The 16,180-nt window shown below is 64.1% G+C and carries 17 protein-coding genes; 4 read left to right on the top strand and 13 right to left on the bottom strand.

Going from position 1 to position 16,180, the window contains the following annotated elements; translation table 11 throughout:
* Nucleotides 1-36 precede the first annotated feature (36 nt).
* The 3 genes from IPF49_17660 to IPF49_17650 form a co-directional block, all read right to left on the bottom strand.
* A complete protein-coding gene (locus tag IPF49_17660) occupies nt 37-513 on the bottom strand; it encodes a helix-turn-helix transcriptional regulator (protein MBK6289425.1) in 477 nt (158 codons plus the stop codon).
* Nucleotides 514-590: 77 nt separating this feature from the next.
* Nucleotides 591-2,357: an ABC transporter ATP-binding protein gene (locus tag IPF49_17655; protein ID MBK6289424.1), complete on the bottom strand. Its 1,767-nt coding sequence runs from the start codon at nt 2,355-2,357 to the stop codon at nt 591-593.
* Between the two features lie 16 nt (nt 2,358-2,373).
* Complete coding sequence (locus tag IPF49_17650; GenBank protein MBK6289423.1) at nt 2,374-3,321, bottom strand: lysophospholipid acyltransferase family protein; 948 nt, start codon at nt 3,319-3,321, stop codon at nt 2,374-2,376.
* Between the two features lie 141 nt (nt 3,322-3,462).
* Between IPF49_17650 and IPF49_17645 the strand changes: the two genes are divergently transcribed.
* The 3 genes from IPF49_17645 to IPF49_17635 are packed head-to-tail and all read left to right on the top strand — an operon-like array spanning nt 3,463 to nt 6,248.
* The gene (locus IPF49_17645; protein ID MBK6289422.1) at nt 3,463-4,596 is read left to right on the top strand and encodes a mitochondrial fission ELM1 family protein; all 1,134 of its coding nucleotides are present in this window, start codon (nt 3,463-3,465) and stop codon (nt 4,594-4,596) included.
* A complete protein-coding gene (locus IPF49_17640; GenBank protein MBK6289421.1) occupies nt 4,590-5,195 on the top strand; it encodes a hypothetical protein in 606 nt (201 codons plus the stop codon). The genes IPF49_17645 and IPF49_17640 overlap by 7 nt, the downstream gene beginning before the upstream one ends.
* A 48-nt stretch (nt 5,196-5,243) precedes the next feature.
* Nucleotides 5,244-6,248 carry a kinase gene (locus IPF49_17635; GenBank protein ID MBK6289420.1) on the top strand — a complete coding sequence of 335 codons (1,005 nt, stop codon included), beginning with the start codon at nt 5,244-5,246 and terminating at the stop codon, nt 6,246-6,248.
* Between the two features lie 13 nt (nt 6,249-6,261).
* Here IPF49_17635 and IPF49_17630 read toward each other — a convergent pair whose 3' ends face one another.
* On the bottom strand, nt 6,262-7,434 hold the full coding sequence (locus IPF49_17630; protein ID MBK6289419.1) for a cytochrome P450: 1,173 nt from the start codon (nt 7,432-7,434) through the stop codon (nt 6,262-6,264).
* A 191-nt stretch (nt 7,435-7,625) separates the two neighbouring features.
* Between IPF49_17630 and IPF49_17625 the strand changes: the two genes are divergently transcribed.
* Entirely contained in the window at nt 7,626-8,888 is a 1,263-nt protein-coding gene (locus IPF49_17625) for a cytochrome P450 (GenBank protein MBK6289418.1), read from the top strand.
* Between the two features lie 22 nt (nt 8,889-8,910).
* Here the strand turns inward: IPF49_17625 and IPF49_17620 are convergent, their stop codons facing one another.
* The 9 genes from IPF49_17620 to IPF49_17580 form a co-directional block, all read right to left on the bottom strand.
* A complete protein-coding gene (locus IPF49_17620) occupies nt 8,911-9,141 on the bottom strand; it encodes a DUF885 family protein (protein ID MBK6289417.1) in 231 nt (76 codons plus the stop codon).
* Entirely contained in the window at nt 9,083-9,502 is a 420-nt protein-coding gene (locus IPF49_17615) for a cytochrome c (GenBank protein MBK6289416.1), read from the bottom strand. The genes IPF49_17620 and IPF49_17615 overlap by 59 nt, the downstream gene beginning before the upstream one ends.
* 5 nt (nt 9,503-9,507) lie before the next feature.
* Nucleotides 9,508-10,032 carry a methylamine dehydrogenase (amicyanin) light chain gene (locus IPF49_17610; protein MBK6289415.1) on the bottom strand — a complete coding sequence of 175 codons (525 nt, stop codon included), beginning with the start codon at nt 10,030-10,032 and terminating at the stop codon, nt 9,508-9,510.
* Entirely contained in the window at nt 10,029-10,628 is a 600-nt protein-coding gene (gene mauD / locus IPF49_17605) for a methylamine dehydrogenase accessory protein MauD (GenBank protein ID MBK6289414.1), read from the bottom strand. Before mauD ends, IPF49_17610 begins: the two co-directional genes overlap by 4 nt.
* Nucleotides 10,625-11,161: a DoxX family membrane protein gene (locus tag IPF49_17600; protein MBK6289413.1), complete on the bottom strand. Its 537-nt coding sequence runs from the start codon at nt 11,159-11,161 to the stop codon at nt 10,625-10,627. The genes mauD and IPF49_17600 overlap by 4 nt, the downstream gene beginning before the upstream one ends.
* Nucleotides 11,162-11,165: 4 nt before the next feature.
* Nucleotides 11,166-12,314 carry an amine dehydrogenase gene (locus tag IPF49_17595; protein MBK6289412.1) on the bottom strand — a complete coding sequence of 383 codons (1,149 nt, stop codon included), beginning with the start codon at nt 12,312-12,314 and terminating at the stop codon, nt 11,166-11,168.
* A 45-nt stretch (nt 12,315-12,359) separates the two neighbouring features.
* Nucleotides 12,360-13,775, bottom strand: coding sequence for an aldehyde dehydrogenase family protein (locus IPF49_17590; GenBank protein MBK6289411.1), 1,416 nt, complete (start codon nt 13,773-13,775; stop codon nt 12,360-12,362).
* A gap of 108 nt (nt 13,776-13,883) precedes the next feature.
* On the bottom strand, nt 13,884-15,272 hold the full coding sequence (gene sthA, locus IPF49_17585) for a Si-specific NAD(P)(+) transhydrogenase (GenBank protein ID MBK6289410.1): 1,389 nt from the start codon (nt 15,270-15,272) through the stop codon (nt 13,884-13,886).
* Nucleotides 15,269-16,129, bottom strand: coding sequence for an HDOD domain-containing protein (locus IPF49_17580; protein MBK6289409.1), 861 nt, complete (start codon nt 16,127-16,129; stop codon nt 15,269-15,271). The genes sthA and IPF49_17580 overlap by 4 nt, the downstream gene beginning before the upstream one ends.
* Nucleotides 16,130-16,180: the final 51 nt, after the last annotated feature.

Below are 16,180 nucleotides of genomic sequence, written 5' to 3'. Positions count from 1 at the left end.
AGGGTCGCGCCGGGTTGATCCGGGTCAGGAGAACGGCTATTCGTTCACCCGGTATCCGGGCAGGAACTCCACCGACTCGCCGTGCTCGCGCAGCTTGCCGTAGAGCGAGTTGAGATGGGTGCGCAGGGTCGCCCGGGAAATCGTCAACTGTTCGCAGATCTGGGCATTGGTCTTGCCGCGGATCAACCAGGAGACGACTTCCAGCTCGCGCCTGGTCAGGCCCTTGTCGCGGTAATGGGCCAGCGCAAGCTGGTAGATTTCATCGAGCGGTTGCAGGAAAGTGACGATGCGCTCATCGCTGCAGATCAATGTCACATCATAGTGCCCATCGTGGATGTGGCTGTTGCGGTAAACGCTGCAGCCCCAGTTCTTCCACTGCCTGCTGCTGTCGTCGGCATGCAACATCATGCATCCGTCGGTGCACACGCTCCCTTCCCGCAGACCACAGACATCGCGACAGATATCGTTCTGCAGCAGCACCCGCGCGTCGCGATCCTTTACGCAAACACCCACCTTCGCGGAATCCAGCGCCTCGTCCAGCATAGGCCTCACACCCATTACGGTAGACAAGACACTACTGTACGCCAGAATCAGCCCGCGCGGGCCAGCGAAAAACGCGCATTTTCCACATGATTGCTTTGCGGCCAGGGTACCGCCGGGGCGCCTGCGCGGCCCTGATCCACGTGATAAACATGATCGGCGATACCGGCCAGCGCGTCGCGATGCGAAACCGCGATGATCGTGAGCTGCCCGCGCAGCCCGCGCAGGGTATCGCAGATCGCGGCCTCGCCTTCCTGGTCGAGCGCACTGGTTGCCTCGTCGAGAATCAGCAGACGCGGGCGATGCAGCATCGCGCGGGCGATCATGAGCCGCTGGCGTTGCCCGCCCGAGAGCATGCCGCCGCGCTCGCCCACCACGTGATGCACACCCTCGGGAAATGCCGCCACGAATTCGCCCGCACCGGCAATTTGCAGCGCATACTCCACATCGCCTGCATCGAACTGCGGGTCTCCCAGCGTGATGTTGTTCAGGATCGTATCGTGCAGCAGCACGGTCTCCTGCGCCACGTAGCCGATACTGCGTCGCCACGCTCCGATATCGAGTTGCTCCAGGGGAACGCCGTCGACCAGAACCCGTCCGGCGGATGGCTCCACCAGCCCCGTTATCAGGTCCAGGATCGTCGTCTTGCCGCAACCGGAGGCGCCCATCAGGGTGACCAGCGCGCACGCGGGAATTTCCAGGTCCAGATTCTCGAGCACCGGCATCGCTCCACGCCTCAGGCACACCGACTCCAGCCGTATCCCCTCGTCCAGCGAGGGTAACAGCTGACCGCCCTGCGTATCGCGGGCCATCCGCGCCTGTGCAATGGTCTTTTCCAGCGCGAGCCAGGCGCTCTCGCCCACCGCGACTTTCTGGTACTCCTTCTGCACCTTGCCGAACTGCGCCAGCATTCTCCCGAGTATCAGCACCAGGACCATCACCGTGGCGACCGGCATGTCGAACCAGACCAGTGCGATGAACATGCCACCGGTAATGGCGATTGCAAACATCTGCTCCTGGGCCGCCACCAGCGCGGCCGCGCTGAAAATCTGCTGCCGCAAGGCGGTGTCCAGGCGCGCGGTATCGCTCGCCAGCACCGCACTGACCAGGTGCTCCTTTGACATGGACTTCAGCGATTTGAGCGATTGCAATGCATCGGCGAGCCGCGCGCTCAACGAGCGCAGGTACCGCGTCTGCGTTCTCCCCGCCCTGCGCGCCATGTGTACCAGGGTGCCCGACAGGCCGATGATGATCACTCCGAGCGCCAGGCACGCCAGGGTTGCTTTCCACGAGATGGCGAGCGCCACCGCGGCGTAGATGAGCGCCTGCACCAGGAAGGTCGCGGCATTGATACCGTTGACGAACGCCGCCGCGCTGCGTTGCGTTTCGTTGCTCAGCGCATTGCAAAGATTTCCCAGCGGCTGGTGCAGGAAGTACTCCCAGCGACTGCCGAGGACACAGCGCAGCAAGTTCATCCGGAGGTCGGTGGCAAAACGCGCCGAGGTATATCCGACCAGCCGGTTCGCATACAGCAGCAGCAGGCTCTTGAGCGTGATGCCGAGCAACATCACCGCCAGCAGGATGCCGATATCGGGCTCGAGGCCGAACCTGTCCAGCCATGCGCCGACGAGTTGCTCCAGCCCGGCTTGCTGCCGCGGCTCGGCGCCGACCGGCCCATCCCTGACCACGGCCATGCTCAACATGGGCAACAGGCTGCTCAGGCTCAGGCCTTCGGCAAAACCCGCGCACACCAGCGCCAGCAACATCAGCACGGTCTGCCAGGGGTAGCGTCGGGCAATATCGATGATCAGGCGCATGCTCGATGAGCCTCCGCTATGCCAGGGTTCGCGGCGAGTGCGCGGCCAGTGCCAGGGAGTCCCGCCGGATGATTCCGGGCCAGCGACGCCGCATGCACAACCACTGCTCCGGACGCTGCCTTATCCAGGACTCGAACATCGCGTTCAGTTCGCTCGTAAGCCGCAGCGCACTCTCGCGCGTGCCGTACTGCCCCTGCGGCAGCAGCGGCTCGTGGACCCGCACGACGTAGCGCGCCGCTCCGAGACGCTCGATCTGCACCGGTATCAGCGGGCGACCCAGCTTCAGTGCCAGCCACGCCGGGCTGATCGAGGTCTGGGAAGGCGTGCCGAAAAACGGTAAAAATTCACCAACATCAGCCCGCTGATCGGGCAACATTCCGACCGAACGCCCGTCCCGAAGCTCGCCCAGCAGACGCCGGATGCAGTTCTTCTTGCCGATGAACCGGCAATCGGAGAACTGCCGCCTGGCCTGGATCAGCTCGTTGACGAGAGGGTTGCCCTGCGGCGCGTACACGACGCTCAAGGGTATGCCGAGACCGGATATGGCGGCCACCGCAAGTTCCCAGTTGGCGATGTGTGCCGACACATAGACCGCGGGCTCGCGGGCCTCCAGGATTGATCGGGACTGGGGCGCGATTTCGAGCTCCGTGACGAGTTGCCGCCAGTGCTGCAAATGCGGGTATTCAGCGAGAACCGCGCCGAAATTGCCCCATGTTTCGCCCGCCCGCCGCACCAGCGCGCCGGCATCCAGGTCGGGAAAAGCCAGCTGCAGATTGGCACGCACGAAGCGCTGCTTGCCGAGCTTCGGTCCCAGCCAGCGGAACAGCCTGTTGCCCATGTGCGCGGCACGCACCGGAGACAGGCAACGGCTGAACCACCAGAAGGCACGCAACAGCATCGCTTCGGCTTGCCAAGCGAGGCGGCTGTGCGCGGATTTTCCAGGTGCGGCGAGCGAGGGAATCATCAATTCACTTTCCGGGATCGGGCGCTGATTGCACTCAACATTAGCAAGCCCCCCAGAGCCCCGCACTAGACTCCCCGGGTTGATACCGCCGGCAAAAAACCCTGACTAACCTTCACGCATCCAGACTACCGCGGTATCACGATGAACGCGCCCGAAAGCCCGATTGCCCTTGCCCCGACCGCACCGCGGGTGTGGTTGCTGACGGGTCCCAGACCCGGGGACAACAACCAGGTCCTGGGGCTGGGCGAAATGCTTGGATGGCCGTTCCAGATCAAGCGGCTGGTGTATCACGCCGCAACCCCGGTGCCGAAAATGATCTCCAGCCGGCTCGCGAACACCAGCATCGCGGGGCTCAACCGGCGCGCCTCCAGCCCCCTGATGGCGCCCTGGCCCGATGTCGTGATCAGCGCCGGCAGGGATGTCGAGCCGATCGCACGCTGGATCAAGAAACAGTCGGGCAATCGCACGCGGCTGGTGCACATGGGACGCCCGTGGTCACCACTCGACCGCTTCGACCTGATCATCAGCACGCCCCAGTATTTTCTCCCGGAACGGCCCAACGTCCTGACCAACCAGTTGCCGCTGCACCGGGTGACGCAACAGCGGCTCACCAGCGCCGCCGCGAAATGGCAGCCGCTGCTCGAGCATCTCCCGCGACCCTACACCACGGTGCTGGTAGGCGGTAACAGCGGCTCCTTCGTGTTTACCCCGGAGAAGGGCCGACGGCTCGGCAGGCTGGTGGACGAACTGGTGCACAACGCCGGCGGGTCGGTGCTGATCACCAATAGTGCGCGCACCGCCGACAGCGCTTTCGACGCATTGCTCAACCAGCTGAGCATGCCGCGACACGTCTACCGCTGGGCCAACCAGTCGGATGAAAATCCGTATTTCGGTTATCTCGCCCTTGCCGACCGGGTCGTGATCACCGGGGAAAGCGTGTCGATGCTGGCCGAAGCCGGAGTGACCGCCAAACCACTGCACATATTCGACCTGGCCGAGCGCAACGAGCCTGGTGATCCCGCCTGGAAACGGCTGAGCCGCAAGCTCGACTACCGCTCGCTGCGCGATTGGTGCGCAGTCAATTTCGGCGCGCCACACATGCAACGCGATATCGGCGCGATCCAGCGTCTGCTGGTCAGCAACGGACGCGCCACCTGGCTCGGCAAGGAGCCGGCGTGCCGCGAGGCGGCGACGGTCAGCGATGCGCCTGCGCTGGATTTCGATCGCTCGGTTTCACGGGTTCATCAACTCGTCTACGGGGCGCTGTCATGCTGAGCGTACGCCTGCTGGGGTTTTTGCTGCCCGCGCTGGTGCTGGCATTCAGCCTGCTGTTCGCGGTGCTCATGCACGCTCCAGGGGCAGAGCCCCTCTACCAGGAGCACAACCTGCTCGAAAATGCGCAACTGGCGGCACTGGCCTGCAGTTTCGCCGCCTTTGCCGCGCACTTTCTCGCCAGCCGGGAACACTGGGAGCGCTGGCTCCATTCGCTGCTTTGCCTGATCACCCTGGCGATGCTGTGTCGCGAAAGTGATCTGAAACAACTGCTCGCCATTGGCACCTCGGCACAATTTGCCGCCGTGCTGTTCAGCGGGATCCTGTATCCCGCCCTGATCGTCTACGCCCTGACGAGTGCCGTTCGTCTGGATGCGACGGACCGGCGCACGGTCCGCAAATTCCTGGCTTCCACGCCCGGCCTGCTGCTTTCCTCCAGCGCCCTGCTGCTCCTGTTTGCGCTGCTTCTGGACAAGAGCATCCTGCGTCTCATCGAACCGAACCGCCTGATCGAGGAAATTGCCGAACTGGGCGCTTACCTCTTCATGCTGATTGCCGGGTTCCTCAGCCTCGATGCGCGCCAGCGCATCCTGTCGCTGTAGCGAGTTGCCTGCCTCGAGCGCCCACCCCCGATTTCCCAGGACCCACAGATGCACGCGACATGCGAGTTCGAGTCGCTGATCCCGGCGCGCGATCTGCGCATCGGTGTGATCAGCAATGCCAACAGCGGTCACAACCGGAGCATGCTGACGAGCGTGGACAGGATCCTGTCCCGGCATGCCTGCGTGCACCACGTGATTACCCGTGGCGATGAGCAGGTCCTGCCGGCACTGCTCGAAATGGCACGCCGCGACATCGATGTGCTGGCGATCAATGGCGGTGACGGAACCGCGGCAGGTGTGCTCGGCAGGATCCTCGATCACCAGCCCTTCCGCAAGTGTCCGGCGATCGTGCTGCTGCCGGGGGGCACGATCAACCTGAACGCAAGCAGCATCGGCATGGGCAGCGGTCTGCTTGGGGCAGCAACCCGTTTCGGCAAGTGGATCGGCACCGGTCGCCATCCCTGCGAGCGCAGCAGGCATTCGATCCTGCGGGTACAACCCGGCGGCACCGCGCGGGCTGCCTACGGCATGTTTCTGGGGGCAGGAGCGGTGATCCAGGGTACCGACTACGCCCATCGCCAGATACATTCACGAGGATTGCGCGGCTCGACCAGTCTCGGCCTCACCATGGCGCGCACACTCTGGGGCATGCGGCGCCGGGATCCGCGCTTCCGCCAGCCGGTCACCGTATCGATGGCGATGAACGACGCGGGTCCGCTGGTGCAGCATCAGGCGCTGGTCCTGATCGCGAGCAGCCTGCAACGCTTATCGCTCGGCATGAACCCGTTCTGGGGCACCGAACCCGCACCGGTCCGGTTGACGCTGGTCGCCGATCACGCCGAGCGCTTCATGCGCAGCCTGCCCTCGGTGCTCAGGGGACGTCCCAACGGGCACGTGCGTGGGCATGCCGGCTACCTCAGCCACAATGCACACCGGATTCGCCTGGCGATGGATGGAGCGATCAACCTGGACGGCGAAATCCATCATGTGCGCCACGATGACGGCCCACTGAGAATTTCCCGCGGTGGAGAGTTCACGTTTTTGCGGGTATGAAACCGCGCCGCACTCAGTAACTCACCGGCAAGGCAGCAGGACCGCGCAGCACCGTGCCGATCGGTAACGCGGCCGCGGGTTCCACCAGCTGCAATCGTGGCAGGCGCTCGACCAGCACATCGAGTGCCACCGCCATCTGCTTTCGCGCCAGGTGCATCCCCGGACACAGTCGCGGCCCCGGTCCGAAACTCAACAATTTGTTGTCGCTATGGCGACCGAGGTCGAAGCGATTGGCATCGACGTACACTTTCGGGTCGCGATTCGCGGCGGCAATCGCAAACAGGCAGAACGTATTGGGCGGAATTTCCACGCCGGCAAACTCGATCGGAGCGGTAGCGGAGATGCGCGGCAAAACCGCCACCGGCGACTCCCAGCGCAGCAATTCCTCGATGGCATTGGACCGCAGTCCGGGCTCGGTCCGCAACGTCGCCCAGGCACCCGGCACGGTGAGCAACGCATGGAGCAGGTTCCCCATCGCGTCCGTGGTGGTCGACGCACCGGCCGCGAACAGCAGCCGTATATTGGCGAGGATCTCCTCGTCGTCGAGGCGGTGTCCATCAGCGTCGGCAAGGATCAGACCGGAAATGACGTCATCGCGTGGCTGCCGACGGCGTTGCCCGAGAATCGGCACCAGGTAGGCGGTTATTTGCCGGGCACACTCCCTCGCATATCGCTCGTTGCGACGGAACTCCAGGAAGCCCCTCGCCCACTCGCGAAACTCCTCCTCGCGATCGAAGGGTATGCCGAGCATGCGACTGATCACCAGGAAGGAATAACGGTGGGTGAAATAGCGTGCCAGATCGCAGCCACCGTCGGGCATTGCATCGATCAGCCCGTGTGCGAGCTGCGCCAGTCCCTCGACCTCCATCCGCTCGACCGCTGCGGAGCGAAACGCCGGCGTGGCGAGGCGCCGGTACACGCGGTGCGCCTCGTCTTCCATGGTCTGGAACGTCACTCCGACCACCGGTTCGAAGGTGAGGCGATAGGCATTGGCGGGCGGGAAACGCTGGTTGTCGCGAAAGGCTTCAGCCAGCTCCGCGTGCCCGCTGATCACGAAAGCCGGCAGGCCCGCAAACCGGGCCGGGCTGACCGGATGCTGTTCGCGCAAGCGGCGCAGGGTCTGGTGCAGATGCGGCCCGGGCATCTGCTCCGTTGCAAAATCGATGCTGGCCAGTGAGTTGCTCATGGATTGCCGGATTACTCGCTCGTCTCGCTCCCGAATTCCGGAGCATGGGTGTACCACATCTTGCTTGCCGCGGATCAATGCTGAACCAATCGCAAGAAAAAGTCCGCTTTACGCCCGCACCGACCAATCGTAGGATATGCTATTGAGACTACAATCCGTTAGTATCCCTGCAGTTTACCGGAGCCCACTTTATGAGCAGTTGCCCGTTTGCCAATCTCATCGACCCGGACGTCTATGCCAATGGCATGCCCTACCAGGAGCTCAAGCGCATTCGCGACGACGGCCCCGTGCATTACATGGAAGACCCGACACGCGGCGTTCCGTACTGGCTGATTACCGGACGCGAGGAGATCGACTTCATTTCCAAGAACCCGCGGTTGTTCTCGTCCGAAGCCCGCTCGGCGCTCGCCGACGAATACACCGAAGCGGAAATGGACACTATCCATCGCCATATGACGATCAACCAGGATCCGCCGCGGCAACTCAAGTCGCGGCGCATCGTGCGCGCCACTTTCACGCCGGCCGCGGTGGATTCCTACGAACCGCAATTCCGTGCCCACGCCAGGCGTATCGTCGATGCGGTCGCGAGCCGCGGCGAGTGCGAGTTCGTGGAAGAGGTCGCGGCCGAACTGCCGCTGCTGGCCATTCTCGAGCTGTGCGGAATCCCGGCCGAAGACCGCAAGGATTTCTTCGAATGGACCAACACGATGATGTTCAACCAGGATCCGGAGATGGCCATCAGCGAGGAACAGGCGCAGCTTGCCTCGATCAACGTGATCACCTACGCGATGAAGCTGGCCGAAGAGCACAAGAAGAATCCGAAGAACGACATCATCGGCGCGCTGCTGAACGGCAAGGGCAAGGAAGCCGGACTTTCCGATGACGAGTTCGTGTGGTTCTTCCTGATGCTGATCGCCGCCGGCAACGAGTCGACACGTACCGTCACCAGCCACGGCATGCGCCTGCTGATGGAGCATCCCGAGCAGTTGCAGTACCTGGTCGATCACCCCGAGAAAATCCCCGACGCCTGCGAGGAAATGCTGCGCTACAACACGGCTTTCATCCTGATGCGCCGCACCGCGATGGAAGATGTCGAAGTCGCGGGTCATACCATCAGGAAGGGCGACAAGGTGATCCTGCACTACCACACGGTCAACCACGATGAGCGCCTCTTTGGCGAGGATTCGATGAAATTCGATGTGCGCCGCGCCGAGCGCATACCGGATCTGTACAACCAGCACCGCGCGTTCGGGATCGGCCAGCACTTCTGCCTCGGCACGCACCTGGCGCGCCTGGAGCTGCGGGTGATTCTCGAGGAGGTGATTCCGCGCCTGCGCAACCCGCGCCTGGCCGGCGAGATCCGCTATACGCGCTCGAGCCTGGTGAATGGCATCAAGAGCATGCCCATCACCTTCGATCCGGAGCTCAAGCGGGCCGCAGTCGAGGCGGCCTGAAGCGCCACGCAATGCGCGCCGGTCAACGGACGGCGCGCTTGCCGGCGATATCGTCGTCCACCAGTTCCGCGAGAATCGGCAGCGGCACGCTGCCGTTCTTCAGCACCGCATCGTGGAACTCGCGGATATCGAATCGCTCACCGGGTGCGTCGTTATAACCCTTCGACTGATCGAGACAGGCCCGGCGCAAACGATCAATAGATGGCCGGCACACCCACCTGTGCGGCAACCGCGCTGCGCGCGCCCTGCACATCGATCAGGGGCCGCAGGCGCAGCAAACCTACCTCCGTGGTGCCATAGGCAACGAAGTCGGATGGCACATCCGTGGCACAGAATTCCGCCAGCATCCAGTTCAGCAACTCGGCCAGCCGCTCGTCATCGAGCACCGAGATCGCGGCTCCCGGCACCCGCACCAGGAATTCACGACCACCATCGGCGGCCAGGAACCGGCCCATGGAATGGCGGATATCGGGCACCTTTCCGGGGTAGCCGCTGCCGTCCGGCAGATGGCAACCCTGGCAGTTGACCATGTAATTCGAGCGTGCGCGCACTGCGTCAACAGCAAATGCAGCGGGGTGAATCAGCAATGCAGCGAGGAACAGCCAGCGCGCCATGATGGCTATTTCTGATCCATCGCGATGCCGATGATGATCGCGGTCGAGCAGTTGTAGACCGCGCTGGTGGTACCCAGACACCAGTTGATATCGTTGGCGCTCTGCGGGCGATAGATCGGACGGTCGCTTTCGTTGCGATTGCACAGGCAGGCGCCGCAGGAACTCTTGCCACAGCAATCGTTGTAGGAAATGATGTAGTTCTTGCCATCGGCCGGATTGCGGCAGGTACCGATCCAGGTGATCGGCGACATCTCCGTACCCGGCGGACACTCGTTCTGGCTGCCGCCGCAGCAACTGCAGAGAAAGCCGTCGATGGCACAGTAGCGCCAGTAATCGCAGCTGTCCGGATCACCTGGATCGGCCGGCATTGCCGGGCTTGCATCCGCCGCGCTGGCGCGTGCGACCGGCAGCAGGGGCATCGCGGCCGAACCCACCAGCAGGGTACCGATGCCACGCAGCCAGCTGCGCCGCGAGCTGTGTTGCGCCACGCGACGCGAACCCGTTTCGGTCAGTCTGTCGAGCCAGTTCATGTTCCCGATCTCCCCATGTACTCCTGGATTGATGCCACCTCGAGCTCCTTGGCCTCGAACAGGCTGTCGAGGTGTTCGCGCGAATTCACGATACCCATCGCGGCGACCCGCCCGTTTTCATCGATCAGCACGCCGTAGGGCAGCTTCGAAATGCCGTAGCTCATGCCGAGGACTTCCGACATCACGTAACGAAAGCCCTCGAGCCCGTAGCGCGTCACCAGCGCACGATGTTCACTGCTGGCGCCATCGCTGGCAAACACCAGGTCGAGCCAGCCGCGCTCGGCGCGCGCCGCCGACAACACCGCCGGCAGCAACGATTTGCATACCGGGCAATCCGGCGACAGAAAAAACAGCAGGGTGCTGCGCCCATCGGCGCTGCACCCACCCGCCGTGAACGTCTCGCCGCCGAGGGTGCTCACCGTGACCGGCGGTGCGTCCATGCCGACCCGCAACTTCTTGTTCAGCATCAGCGCGCCGGCCGGCGCCACCCGCTCGTAGAGCACTCCGATCTGGCGCACCAGCGCGAAGATCACCACGGCCATGACGATCACGACGATCCACAGCAGGATATTGGAAACGATCAGCGCATTGCTCATTTCAACCGCACCAGCAGATGATTGTTCGACAGCAGCAGGCTTGCCGAAAGATAGATCAGGATGGCCGCGAGTGCCGCTGCAATCGCCACCAGCCAGTCGAACCAGCCGATGCCACGCGCGAGCGGCTGCGCCACGCTCGACATCAGTGCTGCCAGCGCCAGGGCCGCATTGCGCACCAGCAGCCCGGCGCTCAGACCCTGCGCCCGCTCGGGCGCGCCACAGCCGCAATCGATTTCGCGCCGCCCGCGCAGCAGGTTCAGCGCCATCACCGCGAAATAGACCATCAGCAGCAACCCGGTCAGGGCCAGCCCCGCACGGTTCAGCGACGGCAACAGAATCGCAATCCCGGCACCCATTTCCACGGCGCCCGCAATCCAGACCGCGACCGAGCCACTGCCCCGCGGCAGCACCCGGTAATCATCGATGACCGCGGCGTAGTGCAGCGGATTGCGCAACTTGTGCAGGCCCGCATCCACGACCACGAAGCTGAGCATCAGGCTCAGCGCGATCATCACCACCGGATCGATACCCATCGTCTCAGTTCGCGGTGTACACGACGAACGGGGTTTCCTGGCCAAAATCGCTGAGCGTGCGCAGGTACTTGCCGCTCGTTGCGTCGTAGACATCGAGCGCCATTTCGTGGGTCGAGACGATCATCAGCGGCTTGTCGTCGCGCGTCAGGGTCAGCGATATCGCCGGTGTCTGCAGCACGATGCGCCGTTCGCGGCTGCCTTTTTCCAGGTCGTAGACCCAAACCTCGGTGCCCGGGTTCTTGTGGGTGCCATTCGCGCCATCCCGGTGAAACAGCATGTAGAGCTTGCCCAAGTGATCGAGATCGAGGAACTGCCATCCGCCCGGGCGCCAGCCGGCGGCGCGATCGGCATCGTCGAGCAACGACCACGCCTTGCCGGCGCTGGCCGCATCACCCCGCAGATCGACCGGCAGCATCATGCCGTGAAAGCTCGGAAAGTAGGCGATCCCGTTGCGCAGCACCGGCTTTTCGAACAACGGGTCGGCATCCACGTCCCACAGCGGCTTGCTGCGCTTTTCGGCGATCACCTTGCCACCGGCATCGAGCTGCATGCTCAGCATCGCGCCATCGCCGCACAGCGAACTGAAGCCGCGCTTGCCGGTCGGATACATCAGCGCGCAACCGGGGATCGGCAACTCGCCGAGCAGTTTGCGCTGCTCGAGGTCCACGATGCTGACCGAGGTCGCGGGAGTCAGGTTGAACACCAGCGCCAGGCGCTCGTCGTCGATCAACTGCAATCCATAGCGCTCGGGCATGCCGCTGAAGCGCTTGCCGCCCGGCAGCACCACCTCGCCAACCGGGGCGAGCTTCGCCTGGTCGTAGATCGTCAGCACATCGGTGCGCTCGCCACGCTGGCCGCGGGCGAAAAAGGTTTCGGCAACCAGCAGCTCGCGGCGTTTTCCGGCGACCGCGAACTGTCCCATGAACGCATTGTTGATCATGCCCTTGTATTGCGCGGGCTGGGTGGCGCCGTCGGCATCGAGCACGATGACCTTGCCATCGCTCATGTGAAAGAACGCGCCGTCGTGTGCCAGCACCCAATGGGCGGGATACGGTACCGGCAGGGTCCTGATCACACCCATCGGCTCGGCCGGCAACTCGGCATGGACCAATGCAGCGCCCAGCAACACGATCGGCAACAGTTTTGCAAACATGGTCTGACTCCTGATGAACCAGCGGATACTATCGGGAATTACCAGCTAGCTCTTGTCGATACTCACCACCTGGATATCCGTGTACTCGGCCAGCCCTTCCTCGCCGAATTCTACACCGATGCCCGATGATTTCACGCCGCCCATCGGCACGTTCGGCGCGATCGCGGCATGCTTGTTCACCCAGACGGTTCCGCATTCCAGGCGTTGCGCCACGGCCTTCGCCGCATCCAGATCACACGACCACACCGAGCCGCTCAGGCCGAACTCGCTGGCGTTGGCGCGCCGCACCGCATCATCCACATCGCTGTAGCGGATGATCGGCAGCACCGGCCCGAACTGCTCCTCGTCGACCAGCCGCGTGCCGTCGCTGATATCGGCGACGAGGGTCAGCGGATAGAAAAAGCCCGGCCCGTCCATTGGCGCACCGCCGCATAGAATGCGCGCACCTTTGGCCCTGGCATCGTCGACCAGCCCCACGACCTTCTCGAATTGCATCCGGTTCTGCAACGGCCCCATCATCACACCTTCCTCGAGACCATTGCCGACCGGTGTGGCCTCGGCGATGGCCTGCAACGCGGTGCAGGTCTGGTCATAGATGCTGTCATGGACATAGAGGCGCTTGATCGCGGCACAGGTCTGGCCGCTGTTGATGAACGCGCCGCCGAAGATTCGCGGCGCCAGCGCCTGCGGGTCGGCATCGGGCAGCAGGATCGCGGCGTCGTTGCCGCCGAGTTCGAGCGTGATGCGCTTGAGGTTGCCGGCCGCGCTCGCCATCACCTTCTTGCCGGTGCCGCAGGAGCCGGTGAACACGATCTTCTTGATGTCGCCGTGGCCGGTCATCCACTGCCCCAGCTCGTCGTGACCGCTGACCGCGTTCAGCACTCCCTCCGGCAACACCTGGCTGATCAGTTCGACCATGCGCAGCGTGCCGAGCGGGGTGTAGGGCGAGGGCTTGATCACCACCGTGTTGCCGGTGCGGATCGCCGGCACGATATGCCAGATCGCGATCATCAGCGGCCAGTTCCACGGGGTGATCGAGCCCACCACCCCAAGCGGCTTGCGGTGCAGCTCGACGCGGCTGGTCGCGGTGTCCTCGATAATTTTCACCGGCAGGTCGAAACTCGCCTGCGCCCCGGCCCAGGCCACGCAGCCGCCGAGCTCGAATTCCGAGCCCATGCCCTTGAGCGGTTTGCCCTGCTCCATGGTCAGCAGGCGGCTCAGCTCACCCATGTTCGCTTCCAGCGCGCCCGCGATATCGAGACAGGCCTGCTTGCGTCGCTCCTCGCCGGTGGCACTCCAGCCGGCATAGGCCCTGGCCGCCGCCGCGACCGCCTGGTCGAGCTGCTCACGGCTCGCGACCGGCGCCTTGCCCACCAGCTCGCCCGTGGCCGGATTGAGAATATCGAACGTCGTCGCGGTGGCAACCTTGCGGTTGTCGATGATCAAACCGTAATCGGCCATTTCTGTTCACCTCTGCATCAATGCCCGGCACGATCATAGCAGCACCGTCGCGCGAATTCGTGCCTGTGAACGCAGTACCAGCTTGACCGAGCGTGCCGCCGCCGCCAGCTACCCCTGCATTTGCGCGGTTATCTGCAGCGCGGCGACGCGATAGGCTTCGGCCAGGGTCGGGAAATTGAAAATATTCTCGACGAAATCCCCGGCGCCCACGCCCGCCAGCATGCCCATCTGCGCGATGTGGATCAGTTCGGTGGCGCCCTCGCCGACGATCTGCACCCCGAGCAGCCGCCCCGCGCCGTCGCTCACCATTTTCAGCATGCCGTCCTGATTGCCGGAAATATGGCCACGGGCGATCTCGCCGAACTGTGCTCGCCCGACCAGCACCGTCTGAGCGCTCTTGCGCGCAACCGCCTCGTCGATACCGACCGAGGAAATTTCCGGGATCGCGTAGATGCCCATCGGGATCTGTGCGCTCATGTCGCCGAGATCCACGCCCAGCGCATGCGCGCTGGCGCGCCGCCCCTGCTCCATCGAGGCCGAGGCAAGCGAGGGCGGCCCGATCACATCACCGGCTGCATAGATGGTCGGTACCGCGGTCTGGCACCACTCGTTTACCGGGATATGGCCGGCGTCGGACAGCGCGAGTCCAGCCGCCGCGAGGTTCAGCCCTTCAACGTTGGCCACCCGTCCGGCCGCCAACAACAGCTTGTCGGCACTGAACTCCCGACCGTCCTCGAGACGGGTGAGGACCCGCGACACCCCGTCCCAGCACACCTCGGCGATCCGGGCCGAGCCGATGAACTCGCCCCCACTGGCGCGGAAGGCCGCGACAAAACGCTCGACGATTTCGCCGTCCATGAAGCCCAGCGGTCGCGGGTAGCGATCGATCATCGTGACCCGCACCCCGAGACTGGCGAATACCGAGGCGTATTCACTGGCGATGATGCCACCGCCCAGCACGGTCATCGATTCCGGCAGGTACAGCATCGACAGCACCGAGTCGCTGTCGAAGATGTGCTCGTGATCGACCGGAACATCCGCCGACTTGCGCGGATAGGAACCGGTGGCGATCAGCACATGGGCGGCGCGGTAGCTGGTCTTCGCGCCGCGCAGCGATTCGACCTGTACCGTATCGGGCGCCAGGAACGAAGCCCGGCCATGCAGGCAGTGCACCCCGTTGCGCTCGAGCTGGGCCTCGATGAAGCGGTGATGAGCACTGACCACATCCTGCAGGTTGCGGACCAGCGCAGCCATTTCCGCACCGGGGCGAAAACTGAAGTCGAGCAGGTCCTGGTAGCGACGCAGCTGACGGATGCGCAACGCGCTCTCGCGCAGCGTCTTGCTGGGAATGGTTCCGCGCTGCACGCAGGCCCCGCCCAGGTGGCGGTCGCTTTCGATCAGCGCCACGCGCCGGCTCGACTTGGCGGCCTGGATCGCCGCTTTCTGCCCCGCCGGTCCGCTGCCGATCACCAGCAGATCGAAATCCGTGGCGCTCATGCGGCAATCTCGCTCAGCATGGCACGCACACTGTCGGCCTTTTCCAGCAGCATCCGCGCATCCGCGAGATAGAGATTGATTTCCACCATTTCCGGCAACTCCATCAACGGCTGTGCATCCATCATGCCCTCGCCCAGTGTCTGGAGCGCGATCGCGCGCGCCACGCTCACCATCGCCACCAGATCCGGAGCCCGTGCCGAGCGCGAAAAATCACCCAGGTGAGCGATGGTCTCGGCAACCGGCTCGGGCAGGCCCCAGTGCGTCGCCACCGCGAGGCCAGCTGCCGCAGCGTGCCGCTCGAGCAGCGCGAGCAACAGCGACTCCTCGAGCTGTTCGCCCTGTCCGGGCAACATTTCCTGCAGTGCCTGCAACAGCACCGGCTTGCCGATCTGGTGCATCAGGCCGCTCAGGAACGCGACCTCGACATTGCGCCGCAGCGTGCGCGCGATCTCGCGACTCCACAGCGCGGTGGCCAACGATTCGCTCCAGATGCGCTCGAGCAGCGCGGCATGCCGCGGCGCATTGAAAAGTTTCGGTCCCATGCAGGCGGCCAGCGCGATATCGGCGATGCTGCGCATCCCGAGACGGGTGATGGCCTGCTGCAGCGAGACGATCGGCGCGCCGCCGCGCAGCGAAGCGGAATTGGCGATGCGCATCACATGAGCGGCAATCGCCGGGTCGTGCTGGATGGTGTGCGCGAGCCGGGCGATTTCGGCATCGGGGTCATCGATCATGCCGAGCACCGTGCTGGCAACCGCCGGCAGCACCGGAATGACCAGCTGGCCAGCGCCGATGCGCGCCTCCATCTGTGCATCCAGCCGCTGCGGCAGCTCTTCGCGCCCAAGCTCCTGCATCATTCCCTGCCTCTGCGCTCGACTATTGATCAAAGGTCCCGATCAGACGGTCCG

It is taken from the genome of Gammaproteobacteria bacterium (assembly GCA_016705365.1).
Taxonomy (GTDB): Bacteria; Pseudomonadota; Gammaproteobacteria; order Pseudomonadales; family UBA5518; genus UBA5518.
The sequence above is the reverse complement of the archived record's forward strand: the minus strand, read 5'-3'. Positions and strand labels throughout refer to the sequence as shown.